The sequence below is a fragment of the Mesorhizobium sp. LCM 4577 genome (assembly GCF_001854795.2).
Classification (GTDB): domain Bacteria; phylum Pseudomonadota; class Alphaproteobacteria; order Rhizobiales; family Rhizobiaceae; genus Mesorhizobium; species Mesorhizobium plurifarium.
The window spans coordinates 208530-228775 of record NZ_MDDU01000046.1 but is presented as its reverse complement, the minus strand read 5'-3'; the positions used below and the strand labels follow the sequence as shown (position 1 = coordinate 228775).

The 20246-nt window shown below is 64.2% G+C and carries 20 protein-coding genes and 1 tRNA gene; 8 read left to right on the top strand and 13 right to left on the bottom strand.

Translation table 11 applies throughout. From position 1 onward, the window contains the following. The 8 genes from LCM4577_RS28245 to LCM4577_RS28210 form a co-directional block, all read right to left on the bottom strand. On the bottom strand, window positions 1-573 hold the full coding sequence (locus tag LCM4577_RS28245; RefSeq protein WP_071074314.1) for a cysteine hydrolase family protein: 573 nt from the start codon (window positions 571-573) through the stop codon (window positions 1-3). A 36-nt stretch (window positions 574-609) separates the two neighbouring features. Then, the gene (locus LCM4577_RS28240) at window positions 610-1494 is read right to left on the bottom strand and encodes an MBL fold metallo-hydrolase (protein WP_071074313.1); all 885 of its coding nucleotides are present in this window, start codon (window positions 1492-1494) and stop codon (window positions 610-612) included. Continuing rightward, entirely contained in the window at window positions 1491-2564 is a 1074-nt protein-coding gene (locus LCM4577_RS28235) for a branched-chain amino acid ABC transporter permease (RefSeq protein ID WP_071074312.1), read from the bottom strand. The genes LCM4577_RS28240 and LCM4577_RS28235 overlap by 4 nt, the downstream gene beginning before the upstream one ends. After that, on the bottom strand, window positions 2564-3451 hold the full coding sequence (locus tag LCM4577_RS28230) for a branched-chain amino acid ABC transporter permease (protein ID WP_071074311.1): 888 nt from the start codon (window positions 3449-3451) through the stop codon (window positions 2564-2566). The genes LCM4577_RS28235 and LCM4577_RS28230 overlap by 1 nt, the downstream gene beginning before the upstream one ends. Beyond that, window positions 3448-4212 carry an ABC transporter ATP-binding protein gene (locus tag LCM4577_RS28225; RefSeq protein WP_116390191.1) on the bottom strand — a complete coding sequence of 255 codons (765 nt, stop codon included), beginning with the start codon at window positions 4210-4212 and terminating at the stop codon, window positions 3448-3450. Before LCM4577_RS28225 ends, LCM4577_RS28230 begins: the two co-directional genes overlap by 4 nt. Further along, a complete protein-coding gene (locus LCM4577_RS28220) occupies window positions 4209-4928 on the bottom strand; it encodes an ABC transporter ATP-binding protein (RefSeq protein WP_071074310.1) in 720 nt (239 codons plus the stop codon). Before LCM4577_RS28220 ends, LCM4577_RS28225 begins: the two co-directional genes overlap by 4 nt. A 30-nt stretch (window positions 4929-4958) precedes the next feature. Then, a complete protein-coding gene (locus LCM4577_RS28215) occupies window positions 4959-6032 on the bottom strand; it encodes an ABC transporter substrate-binding protein (protein WP_157900510.1) in 1074 nt (357 codons plus the stop codon). 232 nt (window positions 6033-6264) lie between these two features. Then, window positions 6265-7467, bottom strand: a complete 1203-nt coding sequence (locus tag LCM4577_RS28210) for an MFS transporter (protein WP_071074308.1) — start codon at window positions 7465-7467, stop codon at window positions 6265-6267. Between the two features lie 285 nt (window positions 7468-7752). Between LCM4577_RS28210 and LCM4577_RS28205 the strand changes: the two genes are divergently transcribed. Next, complete coding sequence (locus LCM4577_RS28205) at window positions 7753-8754, top strand: heparan-alpha-glucosaminide N-acetyltransferase (protein ID WP_071031537.1); 1002 nt, start codon at window positions 7753-7755, stop codon at window positions 8752-8754. Beyond that, the gene (locus LCM4577_RS28200) at window positions 8751-9230 is read left to right on the top strand and encodes an isoprenylcysteine carboxylmethyltransferase family protein (protein WP_071074307.1); all 480 of its coding nucleotides are present in this window, start codon (window positions 8751-8753) and stop codon (window positions 9228-9230) included. The genes LCM4577_RS28205 and LCM4577_RS28200 overlap by 4 nt, the downstream gene beginning before the upstream one ends. 324 nt (window positions 9231-9554) lie before the next feature. Here the strand turns inward: LCM4577_RS28200 and LCM4577_RS28195 are convergent, their stop codons facing one another. After that, the gene (locus LCM4577_RS28195; protein WP_027168973.1) at window positions 9555-9941 is read right to left on the bottom strand and encodes a MerR family DNA-binding transcriptional regulator; all 387 of its coding nucleotides are present in this window, start codon (window positions 9939-9941) and stop codon (window positions 9555-9557) included. Between the two features lie 143 nt (window positions 9942-10084). Then, on the bottom strand, window positions 10085-11503 hold the full coding sequence (gene mgtE / locus LCM4577_RS28190; protein ID WP_041012222.1) for a magnesium transporter: 1419 nt from the start codon (window positions 11501-11503) through the stop codon (window positions 10085-10087). Window positions 11504-11863: 360 nt separating this feature from the next. Between mgtE and LCM4577_RS28185 the strand changes: the two genes are divergently transcribed. The 5 genes from LCM4577_RS28185 (at window position 11864) to sucD (ending at window position 16940) form a co-directional block, all read left to right on the top strand. After that, complete coding sequence (locus LCM4577_RS28185) at window positions 11864-12535, top strand: response regulator transcription factor (RefSeq protein ID WP_073985920.1); 672 nt, start codon at window positions 11864-11866, stop codon at window positions 12533-12535. A 122-nt stretch (window positions 12536-12657) separates the two neighbouring features. Next, complete coding sequence (locus LCM4577_RS28180; protein ID WP_071074306.1) at window positions 12658-13848, top strand: aminotransferase class V-fold PLP-dependent enzyme; 1191 nt, start codon at window positions 12658-12660, stop codon at window positions 13846-13848. A 10-nt stretch (window positions 13849-13858) separates the two neighbouring features. After that, window positions 13859-14821: a CoA ester lyase gene (locus LCM4577_RS28175; RefSeq protein ID WP_071074305.1), complete on the top strand. Its 963-nt coding sequence runs from the start codon at window positions 13859-13861 to the stop codon at window positions 14819-14821. Between the two features lie 18 nt (window positions 14822-14839). After that, complete coding sequence (locus LCM4577_RS28170; RefSeq protein ID WP_071074304.1) at window positions 14840-16027, top strand: malate--CoA ligase subunit beta; 1188 nt, start codon at window positions 14840-14842, stop codon at window positions 16025-16027. A 13-nt stretch (window positions 16028-16040) separates the two neighbouring features. Beyond that, on the top strand, window positions 16041-16940 hold the full coding sequence (sucD, locus tag LCM4577_RS28165; RefSeq protein ID WP_071074303.1) for a succinate--CoA ligase subunit alpha: 900 nt from the start codon (window positions 16041-16043) through the stop codon (window positions 16938-16940). A gap of 104 nt (window positions 16941-17044) precedes the next feature. On the opposite strand, the gene LCM4577_RS28160 is transcribed toward sucD, so the two are convergent. Further along, entirely contained in the window at window positions 17045-17638 is a 594-nt protein-coding gene (locus LCM4577_RS28160; protein WP_274535012.1) for a CatB-related O-acetyltransferase, read from the bottom strand. 146 nt (window positions 17639-17784) lie between these two features. Beyond that, a tRNA-Leu gene (locus LCM4577_RS28155) sits at window positions 17785-17869 on the bottom strand. A gap of 236 nt (window positions 17870-18105) precedes the next feature. Between LCM4577_RS28155 and lipB the strand changes: the two genes are divergently transcribed. Beyond that, the gene (gene lipB, locus LCM4577_RS28150) at window positions 18106-18849 is read left to right on the top strand and encodes a lipoyl(octanoyl) transferase LipB (protein ID WP_041007622.1); all 744 of its coding nucleotides are present in this window, start codon (window positions 18106-18108) and stop codon (window positions 18847-18849) included. Window positions 18850-18856: 7 nt separating this feature from the next. On the opposite strand, the gene LCM4577_RS28145 is transcribed toward lipB, so the two are convergent. Next, window positions 18857-20107, bottom strand: coding sequence for an SRPBCC family protein (locus LCM4577_RS28145; protein ID WP_071074301.1), 1251 nt, complete (start codon window positions 20105-20107; stop codon window positions 18857-18859). Window positions 20108-20246 lie beyond the last annotated feature (139 nt).

Below are 20246 nucleotides of genomic sequence, written 5' to 3'. Positions count from 1 at the left end.
TCACAATTCCATCTCGTTGAGCGTGACGACTTCGGCGAGCATTGCCATCGCCGCAAAGGAGGCCTGCGCGGCCGCGTTGTTGGCGGAGCCGCAGCAGTCACGCACCATGGTGACGACATAACCAAGATCGGCGGCATGCCTGACGGTGTGCTCGACCGAGTATTGCGTGGCCAGGCCTGCGACGGCGACATGGGTGACGGCGCGTTCGCGCAGGATATCCTCGAGGCCGGTGCCCTGGAAAGCGTTGTTGCAGGTGTGGATCAACGTTACGTCGCCCGACGCCGGCTCGAAGCCCCGCATGGGCGCTGCGCCCCACGTGCCACGCTTCAGCGCACCGAACTCGCCCGCCGCCCTGAACAGCGGGGCGTTGCGCAACAGATCCGAATAGTCCGGCTGGAAGGCTATGTGCACATGGGCCACCAGCCAGCCCGCTTCGCGGGCGCGGGAGATCAGCGCTCGTGACCTGTCGAGGAACAGGTCAGGGGCCGGCCCCGAGCGATCGACGGCGAAGGGGATCAACCCCTCCGGATGGCAGATGTCGTTCTGAAAGTGCAAGGCGATCAGCGCCTTCATCGCTCCATCCTCATACCGTCGCTGGCGAAGCCCGCCTCAAGCCTTCGCGGCGAAATAGCGTATGGCGAAATCGATCCATTCCGGCGCGTCCCAGGTGGGATGCTGGGCGCGCACCCGAGGGCCGAGGGTGGCGACAATCTCGTCCGCGCCCTTGCCGGCCTTCAACTCGGCGGCGACGCGCGATCCGAGGTCGAGCATATAGCCGCGCACGGCCGACAGGATCTCGACGCCGCCGACCGAGCCATGACCGGGAACGACGATTTTAGGCCCTTTCGCCTCGATCGCAGCGAGCACGGACGCCCAGTTGTCGGCATCGATGTCCGCATCGTCAGGGGGGAACCAGGGGAAGATAGGGAAAATGCGCTCCTCGGCGAGATCACCGACGAAGACGACGCCTGCGTCGTCGACGCTTACGACCTGGTCGCCCCTGGTATGCGCGAGGCCGTATGTGCTGAGGGTCACCCCGCGGCCGCCAAGATCGATCGTCTTTGACGGCCCCTCGTAGACCTCGTCCGGCATGACGAGCGCGGTGCCTTCGAGCGCGGCGGCGACGCCGGGACCAAAGCCGCGGAACATGCCAAGATAAGCAGCCCCCTTTGCGGCCAGTTCGTCACGCTGAGCGCTGTTGTAGAGGATGGTTGCCGCGCCCTTGAAGGCCTGGGCGCCGAAACCATGCTCGGGATGGAAATGCGTGAGCGTCAAGATGAGTTTTCGGTCGCCCGCAAGGCGCCTCGCGACATCCAGGACCCTGCAGCCATTCTCCGGCCCCATGCCGGTATCGACAACGAGCGCGGCGTCCTTGCCGAGCACGATGCCGATATTGGGCACCAGCGGCACGCGACGATCGCCGATGACGTAAACGCCTGGCGCGACCTCCGTCGTTTCGTTGGGATCGACCTCGGGCGGCAGATTATCGGTCATTGCAGTTTCCTCGACTGGATTTCCGGAGCGGCGACAGATGACCGGAACGGCCACGAAATCTCCCGGCCGCCGGCTATGCCGTCCGGGCGGAAGAGAATGATGAGGAGCATCAGCAGCGCCAGAAGCACGTCGCCGAGCCCGCCCGGAGCGGCGAAAGTCGTCGTTCCGATCGTGACGCCGACCTCGGCCTGGCGCATCAGCTCGGTGAGCGCGGTAATGACGATCGCCCCGGCAACCGCGCCGGTCAGGCTTCGCATGCCGCCGATCACCAGCATGGCGATGATGAGGAAGGTTAAGTCGAGGTAGAAGGTCTCGACCCTGACCGTGCCGAGGAAATGAGCAAGCAGCACGCCGGCGATGCCGGAGAGGAACGCGCTGACGACGAAGGCCGCGAGCCGATGCAAAACCATGTGGACGCCGGAGGCTATGGCGGCGACCTCGTCCTCGCGTGAGGCCCTGAGCAGCAGGCCAGAGCGCGATTCCTGGTGTAGGAAGGCGACGACGATCGCGGCGACCGCCCAGCCGGCGGCGGTCCACAGGCCGACATAGATCGGCAATCCCATCAGCGAGTTCTGGCCGCCGGTCACCGAGGTCCAGTTGCCGAGCACGACATAGGTCACGACCAGGATGGCGAAAGTGGCGATGCTCGCGGAAATGCCGGAAAGGCGCATCAGTGGAAAGCCGGCGACCAGCGCGACGAGAGCGGCGGATGCTCCGCCCGCCAGCGCGCCGGCCAGCACGGGCCATTCGGCGGCGGCAAGCAAGGCGGGCAGATCGGGCAGGAAGACGCTCTTCGCGGCCGCCGGCATGGTCACCAGGGCAGAGACATAGGCGCCGATCGCCATGAACGCGACATTGCCGAAGGAGAGCACGCCGGAATTGCCGACGAAGACATAGAGCCCGACCACCGCGACGAGGTTGATGAGCCCCTGGGTGATGCGCCTCTGCATGACGATCGGTGCGAATTCGGCCGCGCCGGCAAGCGCAAGTACCACGATGATCGGGGCGACGAGTGGAAGCCAGCGGCGGCCGGCGCTCTCGCTTGCGGCAACGGTGGGAAGCGTGGTCATCAGATGCGCCCCGCGAGGCCACGTGCCGGGATCAGGCCTTGCGGCCGGAAGATCAGCACGACAGCGACGGCCAGGAAAAGGAAGGCTTCGCGAAAGACGCGCAGCTCGGGTGGCAGCAACGCCTCCAGCAGGATCGTGGCAACACCGACGAGAAATCCGCCAAAGGCGGCGCCTGGAAGGCTGCCCAGCCCGCCAATGACGGTGCCGACAAAGGCAATGATGACCAGTTGCAGCCCCATGCGCGGTTGCACTAGCCCGGTCTGGGCGACGAACAGGCAAGCGACCGCCGCGGCGAGCAACCCGCTGATGGCGAAAGCGGAGGCGATGACGCGATTGGCGCGGATGCCGAGCACCTCTGCCATGCGGAAGTTCTCGGCGGCAGCACGCATTTCGAGGCCGAGTCGGGTCGATTTCAAGAACCAGGTCGTCGCCACCAGGAGCAAGACGCTGACAAGGATTGTGACGAGTTGGAGAAGCTGCAGCCTGACGCCCGCGACCTCGACCTGGCCCGCGAGCATCGGCAGGAAGTCCACGCCCTTCGGCCGGGAACCGACCAGCATGATCATCACCTTCTCGATAAGGAAATTGACCGCAAAGGAGGCAATCAGCAGTGTCGCCGGGTCGGCGCCGCGCAAGGGGCGGAAGGCCATGCGCTCGACGAGAAGGGCCAGCAGCACCGCGCCGCCGACGGYACCGAGCACCGCAAGCACCACTGATTGGGCGAAGAAGAGGAGCACAGCGTAGCCCGCGATCATGATGAGCTGCGCGTGCGCGAAGTTGATGAGGCGCATCACCCCGAAGATAAGGCCGATGCCGAGCGCGGTGAGCGCATAGAGCCCTCCGACACTGACCGCGTCGACAAGAACCTGGATTGCCTGCCCGATCATGCCATTCCCGCTTTCGCCATGGCGACGCCAAAATAGGCCGCATCGAAAGCCTCGTGGCGCTCGATCTCCGCCGGCGTGCCGGTAAGAGTGAAAGTCCCACGGCTCATGACGCAGGCGCGGTCGGCAAGCGCAAAGGCGCGCGCCGCGTTCTGCTCGACCAGAAGCAGCGACACGCCCTGGCTGCGTATCTGGCGCAAGATGTCGTAGACCTTGTCGACGATGTTGGGCGCAAGCCCAAGCGAGGGTTCGTCTAGCATCAGCAGGCGCGGCCTGGAGAGCATCGCGCGGGCTATGGCCAGCATCTGCTGCTCGCCGCCGGAAAGCTGGCCTGCCGGCTGATCGCGGCGCTCGCCGAGGATCGGGAAGTCGGTAAACACACGGTCGATGTCGGCGGAGACCGACGCGTCGCATCTCGGCGTTGTGCCGAGGCGGAGATTCTCCATCACGGTCAGGCTGCCGAAGATGTTGCGCCCCTCGGGAACCAGTGCGATGCCCTGGCGCACGACATCGGAAAGCGCGATGCCGGCGAGCGGCTTGGCGGCAATGCGGATCGAGCCGGCCGAGGGGCGGACGATGCCTGCGATTGCCGACAGGAGCGAGGTCTTGCCGGCGCCATTCGGTCCGACGATGGCAACGGCTTCACCGGCATCGACGGCCAGGTCGACGCCTTGCACGGCGGCGATAGCGCCATACCGGATGACCAGACCGCTAAGTTCGACCAGCCGTCCGCCCGGCGACGTGAGATAGGGAGTTGCTTTCATGCGGCGGCGCGGCCCAGATAAGCGGTGCGCACGGCCGGATCGGCCATGATCTCGTCGGGCTGTCCTGACGCGATCGTTTTGCCGCCGCCCAGCACATGGATGCGGTCGCAGAGGCTCATCACCAGCGCCATGTTGTGTTCGATGACAAGGATGCCGCAGCCGTAGCGGTCGCGGATCGAAAGGATCGCGCGCTTCAGTTCCTCGGCTTCCGCCGCCGCCAGTCCGGCCGCAGGTTCATCGAGCAAAAGGAAACGCGGCGCGAGCGCCAGCGCGCGCGCCAGGCCGGCTCGGCGCTCCTCGCCGTAGCTCAGCGCGCTCGCCGGCTGTGCCGCGCGATGGAGGAGGTCGAAATCAGCTAGCAGCGTGCGTACCCGCCGTCTCGCTTCTGCGCGGCCGACACCGCACGCGACAAGGCCAACCTCGACATTCTCGGAGACAGTGAGCCCCCGGAAGAGCCGCACCGCCTGAAAGCTGCGCACGATGCCGGCGCGAGCGAAGGCGCGCGGTCTGCGCCCCGTCATGTCGCGGCCGGCCAGCGTGATCGCACCTGAGTGCGGCCGCTGGAAGCCAGACAACATATTGACCAGCGTGGTCTTGCCGGCGCCGTTCGGCCCGATCAGGCCAAGCACCTCGCCGGGCGCGATGGCGAGCGACACATCGTCATTCGCCACCAGCCCGCCAAAGCGGACAGACACGCGTTCGGCCGCGAGTTTCAAGGCTCTCGCCTCCCAATCCGGGCAATATTGTCAGAACTGCGGGAACTTCTCGACCGAGAAACGACCCTCGGCGGCGAACTTCCCGTTTTGCACGCCGATTATCGCCATCGGGCGCGTCGTCTCGATATGGCGGTCGGCGGTCCAGGTCGTCGGGCCGAGAACCAGTGGCTCCTTGTCGAAGGTATTGAGCACCGCGGCCACCTTGTCGCCATCGAGCGAGCCCGCCTTGTTGGCCGCCTTCGCCCAGGCCTGGACTGCGGAATAGCCGCGCAGACCATAAGAGACATCAGCCTTCTTGCCGTATTTCTTCTCGAAGCGCTCGAAGAAGGCGTTTACGTCGGGGTCGGGATCGTCGCCATATTTGGAGCCGTAGTTCACGACGTAGAAGTTGCTGAGGCCGGGAACGCTGCCGATCCAGTAGTCACCGTCCATGGACTCCCCGGTCATCACTGCGGCTTCGATGCCGGCCGCTCGCATCTGGCGGATAGCGCTCGGTCCGCCCGGTGCATAGGAGCAGAGGAAGACAAGGTCCGGTTTCTCCGCAAGACCGGTAATGCGGGTCACCTGCGCGGCGATGGAGGCGTCGCCATTGAGGAAAGTATCCTGGCCGAGCAAACCTTCAGCGCCGGCTATTTCCTTCCAGCGCTCGGCGAAGCTCCCGCAAAGCGACTTGGTGTAGGAAATGGTGTTGTCGAGCAGCACATAGGCCTTCTTCCAGCCCTTCTTGTTGTAAGCCCATTCCGCCATCAATGCGCCCTGCGCCTGGCCGGCATTGGAGACGGAGTAGGCAAGCGGGCCGATGCCCTGCACGCCGAACTTCGGGTCCGACGCCGCCGAGAAGGCAACGACATTCTTCTGCTGCGCGACGAACGCGCCCGGCGCGCCGAAATCGAAGTCCGACGGAAAAAGGATCGCCTTGGCGCCTTTGTCGATCACGTCGATCGCTCCGTCGGCGCCGAGTTGCGGCTCCGATTTGTTGTCGAACTCGACGGTCTCGATCGGCTGTCCCAGCACGCCGCCGGCCGCATTGATGTCATCGACGGCCAGCTTGGCACCGGCAATCGTGTCCGCATCGATCGGCTGGAACCAGCCGCTGAAGGACATCACCAAACCAAAGACCGGTTTGTCCTGCGCTCGGGCGGAAGACGACACGACAGATAGAGCAGTCGCAACGCACGCTGCTGTCAGCAATGCACGCCTGGTCATATGAAGCTCCTGTGTTCCCCATTCATTGTTAGACGCAGGTGCGAAACGCCCCCTGCATCAAAACAGAATGCTATTCACTTTTGCGCGGACTGCAAGAGGGGATGACGTCGGGGCTGAAGCCGGTCGCCGATTAAAACGCCTTCGGCAGATAGCGCCAAGTGACGAAGCCGCAGAAGGCGGCCAGGATGCCGAGCGTGACGAACACCGATCCCAGCCCGAAGAAGGTAAGCACGACCGAATAGACGAGCGGCGGCGTCAGCTCGGAGAAATCGAGATAGGTGCGGTAGACCGCCGCCATCTGCGCCTTCTCGTAAGAACGCACCGAGCGCATGAAGGCGGTCGAGCCGAGCGCGTCGAGCGCGATGGTGAACAAGGCGCCGCAGAGCAGCAGCGCGCCGGTGAGCAGCGGCGCGGCCTCGCCGACGCCGCCTGCGGCGAACAGCACGGCCGACATGGCGAAATAGGCGAAAGTCATGACGCGCCTTCCACCGAAGCGTTTGCCGGCCCTGCCCCAGAAGATCGCCACGAAGAGGAGCGCGTTGCCGGCCGAAACCAGCAAGCCGCCGGCGAGCTCGCCCTGGCCGGTGATCACCATGAACAGCGGGCCGTAAACGAAGAAGGTCGTCCAGAAGCAGGACCGACCGAAAGCGATCAGCCAGGCAAGCCTGAGCCTCGGTTGCTTCACGAAGCGGCCGATATTGGCGAGCGGATTGGCCGGGCGCGTCTTGCCGCCAGGCCGGATCGACCGGTTGTCGCTCAGCCGATAGAACCAGAACAGGCAAAGCAGCGCGAACGCAAACACCGCGACCGCGCCATGCGCGGCATAGATGCCGAAATGTGTGTAGAGGAAGATGCCGAGCGTCGGCCCGCCCGTCCAGGCAAACATCGACCAAGCCATGCGCAGCGATTCCGCCTGCATGAAGTCGGTCTTGCGGATGTGGTCCATGATGTAGAGGTTGAGCGTGATCGACAGCGCGCTCGCCCCCATGACGCGGCACAGCATGCCGGCAATCTGACCAGGCAGCGTATGGGTGACGAAGAACGCGGAGCCGATCGCCAGCAGCACGCAGCCGGCCGTGTAGACCCAGCGCCGCGCGAAGCGGCGGATCAGCATCGGCATGAAGAGCGTGACCGAAAGGCCCATCAGGGACACGATGGTGTAGAGGATCGAGACGATCCGCTCGTTGTGCAGGATCTCGTAGGCCTGGATCGGGATCACGCTGGAGATCGTGGCCCGGGCGAAGGATTCCACCGCATAGAGCGAGGCGAAGGTGCGGGCATCCGCCGGCCGCAGGGCCGGAAGCCAGATCGGATGGCGCACATGGGTGGACATCGGCCCTCCGGGACGTGAATCACAATGCATGTCGCCAGAAGTGTGCTGCGGTTCTGGGGCAACGACATGCATCCAAACTTTGTCAAATCTGGCCGGACCAGCCGCCGGCCAGTAGCAGGAAACCGACCCGGAGAGGCCGAAAAGCGAAGCCTGCCAAAGGCTTTCCGCCTCTGGCCTAAAGCGGAATTTCATGGCTGCCATGAAACGCATTGATGGCCGCCTGCTTATGTCGTCGGCTCGAACCGTGATAGTCGTTCGGCAGGACTGAATCGGATTGCGAGATCAATGAGCGTTCAAACGACCGGCGAACCCGTTCAGGACACCCAAAAGCAGGGCCGCATCCAGGCCATCGATATCCTGCGCGGCATCGCGCTGATCGCGATGGCGAGCTACCACTTCACCTGGGATCTCGAAAATTTCGGCTACACGACGCCCGCGCTCACCGCCTTCGGCTGGTGGAAGTTCTACGCGCGCTGCATTGCCTCGACCTTCCTGTTCCTGGTCGGCGTCAGCCTCTTCCTCGCCCATGGCAAGCAAATCCGCTGGCCGGGCTTCTGGAAGCGCTTCGCCATGGTCGCAGTCGCCGCGGCCGCTATCTCGGCCGTCACCTACATCGTCACGCCGGACGGTTTCATCTTCTTCGGCATCCTGCACGAGATCGCGCTGGCGAGCCTGCTCGGCCTCGCCTTTCTCAGGCTGCCCTGGCTGCTGACGGCGATCATTGCCGCGGCGGTCATTGCAGCCCCCTACTATCTGCGCTCGGAATTCTTCGACCATCCGGCGCTGTGGTGGGTCGGCCTTTCCGCGACCAACCCGCGGTCCAACGACTATGTGCCGCTTTTCCCGTGGTTTGGCGCCGTGCTTGCGGGCATCGCCGCGGTCAAGCTCGCTTCCGCCACAGGCCTGCTCGCCCGCCTGGGGGCATGGCTGCCCGGCCGCTGGTCGAACCCGCTGACCTTCATCGGCCGGCACAGCCTCGCCTTCTACCTCATCCACCAGCCGCTTCTGTTCGGCTCGGTGTGGCTTTTCTCGCAGGTCATGCCCGCCGCCCCRCAGGACAAGGAAGCCGGCTTCCTGCCGGCTTGCCAGGCGCAGTGCGAACAGCAGCGGGACAGCAAGTTCTGTACGAGCTATTGTGGCTGCATGTTGGATACGCTGAAGGGCGAAGGGTCTCTCGACAAGCTCTACGCCAACGACCAGTCCAGCGTCTGGAAATCGCATCTGGCCGACCTCGCGGAAACCTGCACCGCCGCGACCGAGGACCAGGTGGAGGGAGGGCAGCAATGACGGGCATCGTGAAGCCCAGACACGGGATCATTCCCTGGCCGCCGGTGATCTATGTCGTGGCGATTGCGGCGAGCGTCGCCCTCGGCATACTCTACCCGCTGCCCTGGATCGGCGACATCTTCGGCGATCTGTTGTTCGGCGTCGGCTGGGTGGCGCTGTTCGGCGTCGCCATGCTGTGGATCACCGCGATCCGCACCATGTTCAGGGCCAAGACGACGCTCGACCCCAACGCCGAGCCCGATCATCTGGTGACGTCGGGCCCCTTCGGCATCACCCGCAATCCGATGTATCTCGCCAACACGCTGCTTTTGATCGGCGTCGCCTTCATCACCGGCATCGCCTGGTTCCTGCTCTTTGCCTTCCTCGCCGCTTTCGCCACGCAAAAGCTGGCGATCGAGAAGGAGGAAAAGATCCTGGCGGCGAAGTTCGGCAAGAAATACCGCGACTATGCAAAAAGGGTGCGGCGCTGGATTTGAGGCGGCTGCCGCGATGACGGCTGCTTGGTGTGATCAGACCGCACACCTCGGCGATTGGCAGGGGCATCCGCGACTTCGTCATTCTAGGGCGGAGCAAGGAGCGAAGCGACGCGCGCAGACCCTAGAATCCATTCCGTGACGTCAAGGCGTCGCCACGGTGCAGAATTCTACTCCGTTGCATTCGTCGGCTAAGGTCACGGAATGGATCCTCGGGTCTCCGCGTCCGCTTCGCTCCCGCTCCGCCCGTGGATGACGAAGCTGAGAGGCACCGGCTAATCTCGAACGTCTGCGATAGTTGCCCTGCAAGTCTCCGGCTCATCGCGCCTAGGTATTCACACCCAGCTCAGCCAGCCGCTCCACGCACGACTCCTCGGCCTGGTCGAGCTCGGCCAGCGTCTCTTCCAGATCACGCCGCTTCTGGCGCAGGTCCTCGCGCTTTTCCTCGATGCGTTTGATCATCAGCTTGAGCTGGCCGACCTCGCCGGGCGGCTCCTTGTACATCTGGATGATCTCGCGGATCTCGTTGATCGAGAAGCCGAGCCTTTTTCCCCGCATGATCTGACGGATGAGATGCCTGTCGGACGGCCGAAACAACCGCGTGCGGCCGCGCCTCACAGGCTGCACCAGCCCCTCGTCCTCGTAAAAACGCAACGTCCGCGTCGACACGTCGAACTCACGCGTCAGCTCGGTGATCGTATAATATTCCCGCATTCCTGCTCCCAAGCCCGGGCATCGCCTCCTTAAGCGTCGCCCTTCCCTCCGGTGATACCCATGCAGCGCCGGAATCGGCACGTGACCCCGCGGCAACCTCGCACGGCATTTACGTAAAAGTCAATTAACGCGGCCGTGGTGATTTAGGGCACTCTAAACCACCATGTCGCCAGTCCGAGGAAGGCAAAGAAGCCGACGCAGTCCGTAACCGTCGTGACGAAGACCGCCGAGGCCACAGCCGGATCGATCTTGAAACGGTCGAGCACCAGCGGGATGAGGATGCCGGCAAGCGCGGCGGCAAACATGTTGATGATCATTGCCGCCGCGATGATGCCCCCCAGATTGGGGTCGTGGAACCAGAAGCCCGCGACCATGCCGATCAGCACCGCGAACACCATGCCGTTGATGAAGCCGACACCCAACTCGCGGCGGATGATGCGCGCGGCGTTGTAGATATCGAGGTCCCTGGTCGCCAGCGCGCGCACGGTGACGGTCATGGTTTGCGAGCCGGCATTGCCGCCCATGCCGGCGACGATCGGCATCAGCACCGCCAGCGCCACGATATGCTCGATCGTGCGGTCGAACAGGCCGATGACCGAGGCGGCGAGGAAAGCGGTCAGCAGATTGACCAGCAGCCAGGGCACGCGCGAGCGCGAGGTGGCGAGCACCGTGTCGGACAGTTCTTCGTCGCCGACGCCGCCCATGCGCAGAAGGTCCTCCTCCGCCTCCTCCTGGATGACGTCGACCACGTCGTCGATGGTGAGCACGCCGACCAGCCGCCCGTTCTCGTCGACCACGGCGGCGGAGAGCAAATTGTATTGCTCGAACTCGCGGGCCGCCTCTTCCTGATCCATCGTGGCCGGGATCGCGTGCAAGGTTTCATGCATGACCTCCTCGACCTTGACCGCGCGTTTGGTGCGCAGGATCTGGTCGAGGTCGATGGCGCCGACCAGCTTGAAGCTCGGGTCGATGACGAAGATTTGGCTAAAGCGCTCGGGCAGGTTCTTGTCCTCGCGCATGTAGTCGATGGTCTGGCCGATGGTCCAGAACGGCGGCACGGCGACGAACTCGGTCTGCATGCGCCGGCCGGCCGTCTCTTCCGGATAGTCCAGCGCGCGTCTGAGCCTGATGCGCTCGGTGAAAGGCAATTGCGACAGGATCTCGTCCTGGTCTTCCTTCTCGAGGTCCTCGAGAATGTAGACGGCGTCGTCGGAATCGAGCTCCTGCACCGCTTGCGCGATCTGCTCGTTGGGTAGGTTATCGACGATGTCGAGGCGGATCGCCTCGTCGACCTCGGTCAGCGCGGAGAAGTCGAAATCTGAGCCGAGCAATTCGACCAGCGCGCGGCGCTGTTCAGGGTGAAGCGCCTCCAGCACGTCGCCGAGTTCCGACTGGTGCAGGTCATCGACTTCGCGCTTGAGGGTGATCGTGTCGCGGTCGGCGATCGCCGCGCCGATCTGGGCAAGGAAGGAGGCGCGTACGGCGCCATCCTCGCCATAGATGTCGGCGTGATGCTCCTCGCCGGGCGCGGCGCCGGTCGTCTGTCTGTCCTGGCCTTCCACCAGCGCCTCCCGCAACGAGGAATCCCGAAATGAGGTCTAGTGCATGATCCCGAAAAGGGGAAACCGCTTTTCGGGAAATCCAAACCCTGTTCGGTAGATAGCGCGGCAATGGGATTCGTCCTGGAAAGATGTCGCTCTAGCGCGCGGAATAGCCAAGGAAATGTGGCGTTGTCTTCGCCTCGCGACCACTCAGGAACAGTGCGGCGCATCCGAGTCGCAGGCGTGACAATCGCTTCAGCCGGCGCGACAGCGCATGTCGCTGGGGAAAGAGCACCCCTTCCCCATTGAGGCAGAATTGTCGTGATGGATGATCCAGCAGGATCAGCGCATCGCTAAACGCTCCGAGGACAAACGCTGCCCTTGAACATCAAGTCTGGAAAGACGAGCGGAGGAATTGCCGAGCGGCGCGTTCGCGTTGTCGTTGCCGAACGCAATCCATTCGTGGTTTCGGCGCTGCGCGAAATGCTCGAATGCGACGGCCGTTTCGATTTGCTCGGTTCCGTGCACAGCGGCGCGCAATTCCTCGATATGGCCGCCGCTACGCAGTTCGATGTCGCCGTCGTCGGCTGGAAGCTCGCCGACATGGATGGCGCCGATGTGCTTACGGAAGTTCAGAGCCGCGAGCTTGGCGTGCGCATCACGATCTTTTCCAACGACCACGACATCGGCATTCTCAAGCAATGCGTGCGCCTGGGCGCTCAAGGCTACTGCTTCCAGTTCGACGAGCCGCCTGTGATCTTCGAGACGATCCTGGCGGTCGCGCATGGCCGCATCTGCATTCCCTATATCGACATCAACAAGGTCAACGACACGCCGTTGTCCCGGCTCACCGTGCGCGAGCGGGAGTTGCTGGCGGTGCTCTCCGACGGATGGACCAATCTGCAGATCGCGACGCGGACCGGGATTTCCGAGAACACGGTGAAGTACCACCTGAAGAATCTCTACGACAAGCTGGACGTCCGCAACCGCGCCATGGCCGTCGCGCTCTATTCCAGCGAGAAACAACGCACGCCCAAATCGCCCGTCGGGTAGGCTGATCGGGTAGGACCATCCCACCCGCAAGAGCAAACAACTTACCCGGCAAGGTGTTGTTGCCGGGCCTCGTCGAAACGAAACTGCCTCCACTATCCCAAACGATCGGAGGAGTTTCGCGCATGGCTGGGTTCACGCATCTTTTCATCCCGGGGCCCACCAACATTCCCGAGCAAGTCCGGCAGGCGATGAACCTGCCGATGGAGGATATGCGCGCCGCCTCCTTCCCCGACCTGACCTTGCCGCTGTTCGATGACATCAAGCGAGTTTTCAAGAACGAGACCGGCCGTGTCTTGATCTATCCCTCCTCCGGCACCGGCGCCTGGGAAGCGGCGATGACGAATGTGCTCAGCCCCGGCGACAAGGTGCTCATGTCGCGCTTCGGCCAGTTCTCGCATCTGTGGGTCGACATGGCCGAGCGTCTTGGCTTCGATGTCGACGTCATCGACTGCGAATGGGGCACGGGCGTTCCGCTCGAGCTCTATGCAGAGCGGCTGAAAGCCGACAAGGCGCACCTCATCAAGGCGGTGTTCTGCACGCAGAACGAAACCGCGACAGGCGTCACCAGCGACGTCGCCGGCTGCCGCGCCGCGCTCGATGCTGCCAACCATCCTGCCCTCCTCTTCGTCGATGGCGTCTCCTCGATCGGCTCGATCGACTTCCGGCAGGAGGAATGGGGCGTCGACTGCGCCGTCTCCGGCTCGCAAAAAGGCTTCATGCTGCCGGCCGGCCTCGGCTTCCTGTCGGTCAGCAAGAAGGCGCTTGCCGCCGCGCGGGTTTCGACGCACCGGCGCTGCTACTTCTCCTTCGAAGACATGATCCGCGCCAACGATGCCGGCTATTTCCCCTACACGCCGGCGACGCAGCTGCTGCGCGGCCTGCGCGCCTCGCTCGACCTGATCGAGGAGGAAGGGCTGGACAACATCTTCGCGCGCCATCATCGACTGGCCGAAGGCGTGCGCAAGGCGGTCGACGCCTGGGGTCTGAAACTCTGCGCCAGGGCGCCGAAATGGCATTCCGATACGGTCAGCGCCATCCTGGTGCCGGAGGGCATCGACAGCGGCGACGTCGTCAAGCGCGCCTACCAGGCCTACAAGACATCGCTCGGCGGCGGCCTCAACAAGGTGTTCGGCAAGGTCTTCCGCATCGGCCATCTCGGCTGGCTGAACGAGGTGATGGTCTGCGCCTCGCTGTCGGCGGCCGAAATGGCGTTGCTCGATTGCGGCGTGCGCCTGGCGCCGGGTTCGGGCGTGGCCGCGGCGATCGAGCATTTCCGCCGCACGGCCGACGTGCCTGTCGCCAAGGCTGCGTGAGGAGCCGACCATGAGCCACACCATCAACCATCTGAAGAAACTGCGGCTGCAGCGCAGCGAGCTCGCCGTGCCGGGTTCGAGCCCGGAGATGATCGACAAGGCGGCGAACAGTGCCGCCGACTTCGTCTTCCTCGACATCGAGGACGYGGTGGCGCCGCCCGACAAGGAGCGCGCCCGCAAGAACATCATCCAGGCGCTGAACGACATCGACTGGCGCGCCAAGGGCAAGACCGTCTCGGTGCGCATCAACGGCCTCGACACCCACTACATGTACCGCGACGTCGTCGACGTCATGGAACAGGCCGGCGACCGGCTGGACACCATACTGGTGCCGAAGGTCGGCGTGCCGGCCGACCTCTATATGGTCGAGGCCATGGTCAACCAGATCGAGATGGCCAAGGGTTTCCAGACCCGCGTCGGCCTCGAAGCCTTGATCGAAACGGCGTTGGGCATGGCCAATGTCGAGGCGATCGCCGCCACGCCGGGCCGGCTCGAAGCGATGCATTTCGGCGTCGCCGACTATGCCGCCTCCAACAAGGCGCGCACCGTCAACATCGGTGGGCTCAACCCCGATTATCCCGGCGACCAATGGCATTTCGCCTTGTCGCGCATGACGGTCGCCTGCCGCGCCTATGGCCTGCGTGCCATCGACGGGCCGTTCGGCGATTTCTCCGATCCCGAAGGCTACAAGGCGGCCGCCAGACGCGCCGCGGCGCTCGGCATCGAGGGTAAATGGGCGATCCATCCTTCGCAGATCGCTCTCGCCAACGACGTGTTCTCACCGCCGGAAAAGGAGGTTACCCGCGCGCGCCGCATCCTGGAGGTGCTGAAGGAAGCGGAAGCGGCCGGTAAGGGCGCCGCGGCGCTCGACGGCAAGATGATCGACGCTGCGTCGGAACGCATGGCGCGCAACGTGCTGGTGGTGAACGAGGCGATCGAGCGCGCTAGCCAGGTGCGTGGCGCGGCGCACTAAAAATACCGGGAGGACAAGATGGACATCCACGAATACCAGGCCAAGGAACTGCTCGCCCGCCACGGCGTGCACGTGCCGCGCGGTGGGCTGGCCTACAGCCCCGAACAAGCGACCTACCGTGCGCGCGAAATCGGCGGCTCGAAATGGGTGCTGAAGGCGCAGGTCCATTCTGGCGCGCGCGGCAAGGCCGGCGGCATCAAGCTCTGCTCGAACGACGAGGAGATTTCCAATGCGGCCGAAGCCATGCTCGGGCGCAAGCTGGTGACCCAGCAGACCGGCCCGCGCGGCAAGCTGATCTCGCGCCTCTATCTCGAGGAAGCCGTCGACATCGCGCAGGAGCTCTATCTCGGCTTCGTGCTCGACCGCAAGGAAGAGCGCGTCATGATCGTGGCATCGGCCGCCGGCGGCATGGAGATCGAGGAGATCGCCGAGACGGCGCCGGATTCGATCATCCGCGCCACCGTCGATCCGGGCGTCGGCATGCAGCGCTTCCAGGCGCGCGAGATCGCCTTCGGGCTCGGGCTCGAGGACAATCTGATCGGCAAGGCGACCGAAACCATCCTCGGCTGCTACCGGGTGTTCCGCGACTACGACGCCACGATGCTGGAGATCAATCCGCTGGTGGTGACGCGCGACGRCAGCCTCGTCGCGCTCGACGCCAAGATGTCGTTCGACGAGAACGCGCTGTTTCGGCGTCCGGAAATCTCCGAGCTGCGCGACAAGAGCCAGGAAGACCCGCGCGAGACTTTCGCCAGCGACCGCGGCCTCTCCTATGTCGGGCTCGACGGCAATATCGGCTGCATCATCAACGGCGCCGGTCTCGCCATGGCGACGATGGACATGATCAAGATCGCCGGCGGCGAGCCGGCCAATTTCCTCGACATCGGCGGCGGCGCCTCGCCGGAGCGGGTGGCGAAATCCTTCCGCGCCGTGCTTGGCGACAAGAATGTCGAGACCATCCTGGTCAACATCTTCGCCGGCATCAACCGCTGCGACTGGGTCGCCGAAGGTGTCATCAAGGCGATCCGCGAGGTCGGCGTCGACGTGCCGCTGGTGGTGCGCCTTTCCGGCACCAAGGTAGAGGAGGGCCGCAAGATCCTGGCCGATTCCGGCGAGAACGTGATCGTCGCCGACACGCTGGCCGAAGCCGCCGAAAAGGCTGTCGCCGCCTGGCGTGAAGCCGCCAAGAACAAAAAAGCAGCCTGAGGGAGGTCGAGAAATGGCAATCCTGCTCAACCGCAGCACGCGCGTGATCGTGCAAGGGTTCACCGGCAAGATCGGCAGCTTCCATGCCGACGACATGAAGCGCTACGGCACCAAGCTGGTCGGCGGCGTCACCCCCGGCAAGGGCGGCCAGACGCATCTCGGCCTGCCCGTCTTCAACACCGTCAAGGGTGCGGTGCGCGAGACCCGCGCCGAGGCGAGCATCGTCTTCGTGCCGCCGCCCTTCGCCGCCGATTCGATCATGGAGGCGGCGGATGCCGGCATAAAGCTCTGCGTCTGCATCACCGACGGCATCCCCTCGCAGGACATGATGCGGGTCAAGCGCTACATGCGCCGCTACCGCTTCGAGGACCGTATGCGGCTGGTCGGCCCGAACTGCGCCGGCGTCATCACGCCCGGACAAGCGCTGATGGGCATCATGYCGGGCAGCATCTATCTGCCTGGACGCGTCGGCATCGTCGGCCGCTCCGGCACGCTGGGTTACGAAGCCGCCTCGCAGATGAAGGCGCTGGGCATCGGCGTGTCGACCAGCGTCGGCATCGGCGGCGATCCCATCAACGGCTCGTCCTTCAAGGACATTCTGCAGCTCTTCGAGCGCGACGACGACACCGACGCCGTGGTGATGATCGGCGAGATCGGCGGCCCGCAGGAAGCCGAAGCCGCGATCTGGGCGCGCGACAATATGCGCAAACCGCTCATCGCCTACATCGCCGGCCTGTCCGCCCCGAAGGGCCGCCGCATGGGCCACGCCGGCGCAATCATCTCCGCCTTCGGCGAGTCGGCGCAGGAGAAGGTCGAGATCCTGAAGGAAGCCGGCGTCGCCATCGTGCCGACGCCTGCCTCCTTCGGCGAAGTGGTGGCGGATACGCTGGCGCGGACGAAGAAGGCTGCGTAGCGCGCCGATCGATACCGGCTACCCTTGTGTGGAAACCGCACAAGGGTCTGCGGCTGAGGATGCGTCGGCTTGGCTTGACCTCGACCAAGCGTATGTGGCCTTTGTCATTGCTGTCGCGGGGCCCTAAAATGGCGTGTCACGAAGACATCGATAGGGCCGGTCAGCGCTTCTGCTTCCCGTTTGATCTTGCCTTCGTCCCAGTCCCACCAACGAATGGTCAGCAGCTTTGAAATGACCTGGTCGTCGAAGCGATACTTGACGACTTTTGYCGGATTGCCTGTCGCAACAGCATAAGGCGGCACATCTCTTGCCACGACGGCATGAGCGCCAATGACTGCGCCATCGCCAATTTTCACTCCCGGCATAATGGCGGCGTTACGGCCGATCCATACATCGTGCCCAACRTGAATGCCTTTGCGCTTTCCAAGGCTTGCGGCCGGCGCCGGCTGTTTGAGAACGCAAAAGTGGATCGGGAAAGACGTCGCGCAGTCGTGAACGTGACCGCTTTTGYAGTAAAACTGTACGCCACTTGCGACTGAGCAATACGACCCGACGATCAGCGGAGCGTCCTCAGATGCCATCCAGACACTTTCGCCGGTCACACCGTAGGTGTAGCGTCCAACGGTAGCAAAGTCTGGTATTTTCGGCTTCAGGCCAAATAGGCCCTTCCTCCGAGCCCAGTTAGATAGTCTCGACATCAGTCCCCCCGGCTTGTTCGAATTCGTCCATAGCCGACGATTCTTCACAACCCAAGAGATTTCCCGAGTAGAGACTGAAACCAGAGCGATGAGAATAGCTTGGCATCATCGCCGCAAACTGGCGGCTTGATAACTCAAGGCTTGATTGGTGCGGTCGAGAAGACTCGAACTTCCACGGGTTGCCCCACAGCGACCTCAACGCTGCGCGTCTACCAATTCCGCCACGACCGCACGTGGTAGGAGCCGGAACCGTCCGGCCCGGGGCCTGTAGCAAATCGTTTCCGGCGAAACAAGTGCGCTGAGCGGAATATTCGTCGCTCATTTGCATAACCCCCTACAGGCCGGCGGCGCACGGCCGGAACTGGACGTTTCGGCCGATTGCCGCCATATAAGGGCAGACGCATGCCACCCAAAGGTGAAACGCGATTTTGGGATCGCGGCATGCATAGCCGATAAACGAACAATCCATGACAGAACGCAGCCAGATCGCCACGTCGTTCCTTCCTCTCCCCGGTTCGGCGCCGGTGGAATGGGTGATCGAACCGGGCCTGACGTCCTATCCGGACGCGCTGGCCTTCATGGAGGCGCGCGCCGAGGCGATCCGCAGCGGAGCTGCCGGCGAGATGGTCTGGCTGGTCGAGCATCCGCCGCTCTACACCGCCGGAACCAGCGCACGAATCGAGGACCTGATCGATCCCGACCGCTTTCCGGTCTTTGCCGCGGGCCGCGGCGGCGAATACACCTATCACGGTCCCGGCCAGCGCGTGGCCTATGTCATGCTCGACCTCAAGCGCCGGCGCGAGGATGTGCGCGCCTTCGTCGCGGCGCTTGAGCAATGGATCATCGCCACGCTCGCCGCCTTCAACGTGCGTGGCGAGCGGCGCGAGGACCGCGTCGGCGTCTGGGTGGTGCGGCCGGACCGACCGGCCCTGCCCGACGGCACGCCGGCCGAGGACAAGATCGCGGCAATCGGCATCCGGCTGCGGCGCTGGGTGAGCTTTCACGGCATCGCCATCAATGTCGAGCCGGACCTCGGCCATTTCAGCGGCATCGTGCCCTGCGGCGTCTCGGACCATGGCGTGACCAGCCTCGTCGATCTCGGCCTGCCCGTCACCATGGCCGACTTGGACCTGGCGCTAAAATCAGCCTTTGAGGATGTGTTCGGTCCCGCAGCCGTCCCGGCTGCCGAGATGGCCAGAAAAGCAGGCTAAGCCGTCCCTACATGAGCTGCGCTGAAGCCCACAGCATCCCATAGCCATGGATGGCAAAGACGGCGAGCAGCGCGCCGGCCATGGCCAGCCGGTCGAAGGTCTTGATCGGCTTCAGCTCGTGTCGCGGCTTCACGCCGCTGCCCACGGTGATCAGGCTCAGCATCGCGAACACCGCGCCGGCAATCAGCAGGAAGCTCGGTGAGAAACCGGCCCGCCAGCCGAGCGCCAGAAGCGACGACAAAAGCAGGAAGGACGCCAGCGCCAGTGGGACCGGTCCCGGGCAGATCTGGCGCAGCACCTGGCCGCCGTCGAATTTCCACACCGGCACCAGATTGGCGATGTTGAACAATGAAGCACAGCCGGCAAGCGTCGCCAAAAGGGCTGCTGCCAATCGATGGCCTTCTGTACTGGCAAGGCCGCTGGCCGCGATCAGCACCGGCACCAGGAAAGCGGAGAAGCCGGCGCCCATCAGCGCCACGAACGCCACCTCGAAGCGGCTGTCATAGGGCCTGCCGCCGATGGCAATGCCGCCGAGCAGCGGTATGAAGATCATCCGCGCCCGGCGATGCCCCGTCAGCCGGAAGGCCGCCATATGGCCGAGCTCGTGCAGGGCGACCACCGAGGTCAGGATCGCCGCCAGCGCCAAGCCGCCGATATTGAGGCCGAAGAACGGCCACAGGATCAGGGCCGAGAGCACGGCAAAGCCGATCTGGCTCAGCGGATGCTCGAACCAGCCGCCCTTGCGATACGTGCCGGTTGCCGCCCAGACGTCGAGCTTGCGCAGTTCGCGGCGCACGGCGAAGAAGCGGAAGACCAGGAAGGCAACGCCGCGATAGCGATCGGTCTGGGTAAGCGTGACCCGCGTGGCATTCCCCTCCGGCACGAGCTCGGCGGTCTCACGATAGTTCGCCCAGAACGAGGGATCGAGCGCCGTGTCCTCGATGACCGTCATCGAGAAGCGGCTGCCCTCGCTGACGTCCTCGAAGCGCGCTTTGCGTTCGATCGGCCGCCCGTCGCGGCCGTCCCAGGACAATCTGATCAGCGCCGTCCCGTCGCCGTCCAGGAGCTCGGCGGAAAGGATTTCGCCGGACCATCCGGCATCGCTGCCGAACGGCCATAGCGCCTGCCAGAGGCGATTGCGGTCGGCCTTGATCAGGCGGCTCGCCGTCACCGTACGCAGTCCGAGCGGTACAGTCATCAAAAGGAAGATCAGTCCGAGATTGCCGGCCACGAGGGTGACCGTGACGACGACCGACACCGAATTCGCTCCCTGTCTTGAAGGAACAGCCTAGCGCCGGCGCGGCCAAGAAAGACTTAACAACAATGGGCGGGCTTGTACCCGCCCGAACAACGGACGGGCATTTGCCCGTCCCGTACAGCGGCAAAGCCGCCTGGTC

What these genes read in the sequence shown, in the direction of transcription:
- LCM4577_RS28245 (WP_071074314.1), bottom strand. Translation starts at nt 573, where the DNA reads ATGAAGGCGCTGATCGCCTTGCACTTTCAGAACGACATCTGCCATCCG.
- LCM4577_RS28240 (WP_071074313.1), bottom strand. Translation starts at nt 1,494, where the DNA reads ATGACCGATAATCTGCCGCCCGAGGTCGATCCCAACGAAACGACGGAG.
- LCM4577_RS28235 (WP_071074312.1), bottom strand. Translation starts at nt 2,564, where the DNA reads ATGACCACGCTTCCCACCGTTGCCGCAAGCGAGAGCGCCGGCCGCCGC.
- LCM4577_RS28225 (WP_116390191.1), bottom strand. Translation starts at nt 4,212, where the DNA reads ATGAAAGCAACTCCCTATCTCACGTCGCCGGGCGGACGGCTGGTCGAA.
- LCM4577_RS28215 (WP_157900510.1), bottom strand. Translation starts at nt 6,032, where the DNA reads ATGTCCTTCAGCGGCTGGTTCCAGCCGATCGATGCGGACACGATTGCC.
- LCM4577_RS28210 (WP_071074308.1), bottom strand. Translation starts at nt 7,467, where the DNA reads ATGTCCACCCATGTGCGCCATCCGATCTGGCTTCCGGCCCTGCGGCCG.
- LCM4577_RS28200 (WP_071074307.1), top strand. Translation starts at nt 8,751, where the DNA reads ATGACGGGCATCGTGAAGCCCAGACACGGGATCATTCCCTGGCCGCCG.
- LCM4577_RS28195 (WP_027168973.1), bottom strand. Translation starts at nt 9,941, where the DNA reads ATGCGGGAATATTATACGATCACCGAGCTGACGCGTGAGTTCGACGTG.
- LCM4577_RS28180 (WP_071074306.1), top strand. Translation starts at nt 12,658, where the DNA reads ATGGCTGGGTTCACGCATCTTTTCATCCCGGGGCCCACCAACATTCCC.
- lipB (WP_041007622.1), top strand. Translation starts at nt 18,106, where the DNA reads ATGACAGAACGCAGCCAGATCGCCACGTCGTTCCTTCCTCTCCCCGGT.